Source organism: Fibrobacter sp. (genome assembly GCA_024398965.1).
GTDB lineage: Bacteria > Fibrobacterota > Fibrobacteria > Fibrobacterales > Fibrobacteraceae > Fibrobacter.
In genome coordinates this window covers 1-2,552 of sequence record JAKSIF010000109.1, presented here as the reverse complement: position 1 = coordinate 2,552, position 2,552 = coordinate 1, and the positions used below count along the sequence as shown (strand labels likewise).

General features: G+C 48.3%; 4 protein-coding genes. 2 read left to right on the top strand and 2 right to left on the bottom strand.

Annotated elements, in window-relative coordinates; all coding sequences use genetic code 11:
* Positions 1-236: 236 nt before the first annotated feature.
* Both MJZ26_14850 and MJZ26_14845 read right to left on the bottom strand, forming a co-directional pair.
* Complete coding sequence (locus MJZ26_14850) at positions 237-416, bottom strand: hypothetical protein (protein MCQ2107055.1); 180 nt, start codon at positions 414-416, stop codon at positions 237-239.
* A gap of 4 nt (positions 417-420) precedes the next feature.
* Complete coding sequence (locus MJZ26_14845) at positions 421-819, bottom strand: hypothetical protein (GenBank protein MCQ2107054.1); 399 nt, start codon at positions 817-819, stop codon at positions 421-423.
* A 421-nt stretch (positions 820-1,240) separates the two neighbouring features.
* Between MJZ26_14845 and MJZ26_14840 the strand changes: the two genes are divergently transcribed.
* Together MJZ26_14840 and MJZ26_14835 are read left to right on the top strand one after the other, a co-directional pair.
* Complete coding sequence (locus tag MJZ26_14840; GenBank protein ID MCQ2107053.1) at positions 1,241-2,008, top strand: hypothetical protein; 768 nt, start codon at positions 1,241-1,243, stop codon at positions 2,006-2,008.
* Between the two features lies 1 nt (position 2,009).
* Complete coding sequence (locus MJZ26_14835) at positions 2,010-2,498, top strand: hypothetical protein (GenBank protein MCQ2107052.1); 489 nt, start codon at positions 2,010-2,012, stop codon at positions 2,496-2,498.
* The last annotated feature ends 54 nt before the right edge of the window (positions 2,499-2,552 follow it).

Below are 2,552 nucleotides of genomic sequence, written 5' to 3'. Positions count from 1 at the left end.
GGATCCTTGACCTTAAAAAGGAGCTGGGGTTCTAGAAAAAAGATGGGGCAATTTTTCCCCATCCGCAAAAACATCGGTTTAAATTAAACCCATGAGTCTAAAGAGTGAATTCGGTAAGGCGATTGAAGCGAACTACAAAGGCGAAGCTTCTATCAAGTTCCCATACAGGTTTTTAAAAAGGACCATTGGTCAAGAAGGCGTTGACCAGGTAATCAACGCAGCCATTGAATCCGCTGTTAGACGGCTCCGAAGCTTGTCACCACAGTGCCACTACCAGTTTTCGGCAAGAACTTCAAACCGCAAGCACGCTGATACTCTGCTACTGCTAAGAGTACCTCCTGACGAGTCAGCGGACGATAAGAAATAACGTGAAGAACGAATTTCCCGGACTTGACTAAAGTTTCAATCTTTTTCATACACCTACTTTTGAGGGGGCTTGGGGCCGTCGGACTTGAGCTTTTCCAATGTCTGGCTCATGCTGTCTATCAGCATTTGGCGGGCTATGTCACGAACATCAGCCGGAACATCATTGATTTTTCCGGAAGCTTTGTATTCAACACCAAAAAGGGTTTCTACAGTAGCCCCTGCCTTAAAAAGTTCTATAAAGGTATTGTAAGACGGCCTAGAGCCAAATTCCTTATCCCAATTATAAACACCCTTGGGGTTGCTATAATCAGCTATAGCAGCCAGTTCTTCAATGGTCATTCCTGTTTCTTTTTTCAAAGAATCCAGGTCAATACACCACAAGTGTTTAGCCTTCTTTTTCGGCTTTTCTTCACCAGAATTATCCGGGTCAGTATGTAAAATCTCGTTATCCATATCATAAAAATAACGAATTTCAAAAAAAGTTCAAAATAAGTACAAAATTTTTAGAAAAAAAGTATTGCATTTCCAAAAATTTAATACTGTATTCCAAAATGTTGAGACTAAAGTACAAAACTTTTGGACTCAATCATAAGGATTTTGAACAATGGATAAACAAAACCAAAACGAAGTGCAGACTGACAAGACAATTCACGTCCATCTTCCTGGCGAAATGAGAAAGATGTTCTGTGACCTTGAAAAAGTCCGCACACAAAATTTCGAACCGACCTCTTACACATCGATCGTCATGGATGCAGTAAAGGCCTACCACCAACAGCGAGTCTCAAAATAAGGTTCGCAAATGTCAAGAGCAAAGAATACGATACCACGGTGGATTTCATTCGATATGCAGCAGCTATTCATCTTACAAGCCAAAATGGGCAACAATGAAGAATTTGGTGCTTTCTGCAGAAAAGCCGTGCTCGACCTTTGTTCTGGCTGCGTCGCTTCAGATGTCAACGAAAATGTGCGCGAAAGATACAACCACGCGCTAAATCGTATGCAAAAGCGCCAGCAAACCAACCAGGCATATTACAACAAGAATAACGACCAAGTGACCGTTCCCGCAAGTGTAAACGCAAACGGATCACAGCAGGAAGCCGCGAACGGCAACGCCGCGGAGGATAGCAAATCGACAACTTCCTGCACGAATTTTGCAGATGGCGACACCCGCGAGGGCTCGCTGAACTTCGCTAACACGGGCAACCGTGCGCATCTGGAATCTGGTACATCTGCAAAAACCATTCCCACCGCGGTAGCCAAGCCTTTGAAAAAGCCCTATGGCGAAAACAAGCACGTTCTCCTCACCGACGAGGAGGGGGCAAAGCTCCGGGAACTGTACGGCCACGATCTCGCCGTCGCCATCAACATCCTTGACGGCTACATCGAGAACAATGGCAAGGCAGCCAAGCGCTACAAGAGCCACTACATGGTGCTTCGCCGCGGCAACTGGGTGTGGGACAAGGTCCAGAACATGAAGCTCACCGAGAAACGCCTGGAGAACGCAGGCGGCAAGGCAAAGAACTTCAAGGCGGAGGAGCGCGAGGCCATGGCCCGGTTCATCCGCGGGGAATCGGTCAATCACGATTCCAAGGTCAACGATTCGGAACTTTCAATGGAGGAGCTGAAGCAGCTGTATGGATGATATGCAGAAAAAAGTGAACCATCTGTGCCTATTGCTCAGGCTCCAGGTCATCGAGTACCTGCTGAAGGTGGACCGCATCGAGTACGGCGCCCCGGCGCTCTCCGACGAGGAGATGGTGGTAACCAAGGCAATGGTCAATGCACTACCGTGCTGCACCAAGCGCCTGAAGGGTTTGTTCGAGGACGCACACCAGGCTCAGCGCGAAATGGGAATGTTCCCCCACGCCGTGAATCCGGGTGAACTCAAGTGGTGCCTCAAGAACCGCCACATCGGCTACAGCTGCATCCAGAAGGTAAAGCATTCGTGGCTCCCCTTCAAGGAAGACAAGGACCTGCGTTCGCTCCCCGCCTTCAGGGCTCTCACCGAAGTCTACCGCCCCCTCATCGCATCGGGCAAGGGCATCATCCCGCCCATCGACGAAGACAAGATCCAGGAAGAAGCCCTCGCCATCGTCAACCAAGTCACAGAAAAACTCATGGAGGAAAAGTGATGGAATTCAAGGAATACAAGAGCGCCGAGTATTGGCAGAAGGTCCGCAACTTGG

Bases quoted from the DNA above. Each gene is read 5' to 3' on its own strand.
- MJZ26_14840 (MCQ2107053.1), top strand. From the start codon at position 1,241: ATGGGCAACAATGAAGAATTTGGTGCTTTCTGCAGAAAAGCCGTGCTC.
- MJZ26_14850 (MCQ2107055.1), bottom strand. From the start codon at position 416: ATGAAAAAGATTGAAACTTTAGTCAAGTCCGGGAAATTCGTTCTTCAC.
- MJZ26_14845 (MCQ2107054.1), bottom strand. From the start codon at position 819: ATGGATAACGAGATTTTACATACTGACCCGGATAATTCTGGTGAAGAA.
- MJZ26_14835 (MCQ2107052.1), top strand. From the start codon at position 2,010: ATGCAGAAAAAAGTGAACCATCTGTGCCTATTGCTCAGGCTCCAGGTC.